Here is a 328-nt window from a genome sequence, read left to right on the forward strand (position 1 = left end):
TACCTGCTCCGAGTACACCTTGCGTCCGGGGTCCGTGCCGGCGGCGCCGGCGGCGACCATCAACGGGATCAGGTGTTCCTCCAGGCTTGGCGGGTGACACTCTCTGGCATGGGGGGCCTCGGCCCAGTCGCACAGGGCGGCATGGCGCGCCTCGGGGTCGGCGCTCACGGCCCCGCTCAACCACTCATCGAAGGCTTCCGACGGGGCGGTGAAGTGGGCATCCCCGTAGCCGCGCATATTGTGAAAGCTCATGCCGCTGCCGACGATCAGCACGCCTTCCTCGCGCCGCGGCGCCAGGGCGCGCCCGGCGGCAAGGTGGGCCGCGGGG

Annotated in this window: 1 protein-coding gene; it reads right to left on the minus strand. The window is 72.0% G+C overall.

Annotated features, from left to right (window positions below; genetic code table 11):
- On the minus strand, nucleotides 1-328 hold a 328-nt coding region (locus GBG68_RS13975; protein WP_193222354.1), incomplete at both ends, for a DODA-type extradiol aromatic ring-opening family dioxygenase.

This window comes from Alkalilimnicola sp. S0819, from assembly GCF_009295635.1.
GTDB lineage: Bacteria > Pseudomonadota > Gammaproteobacteria > Nitrococcales > WHIW01 > S0819.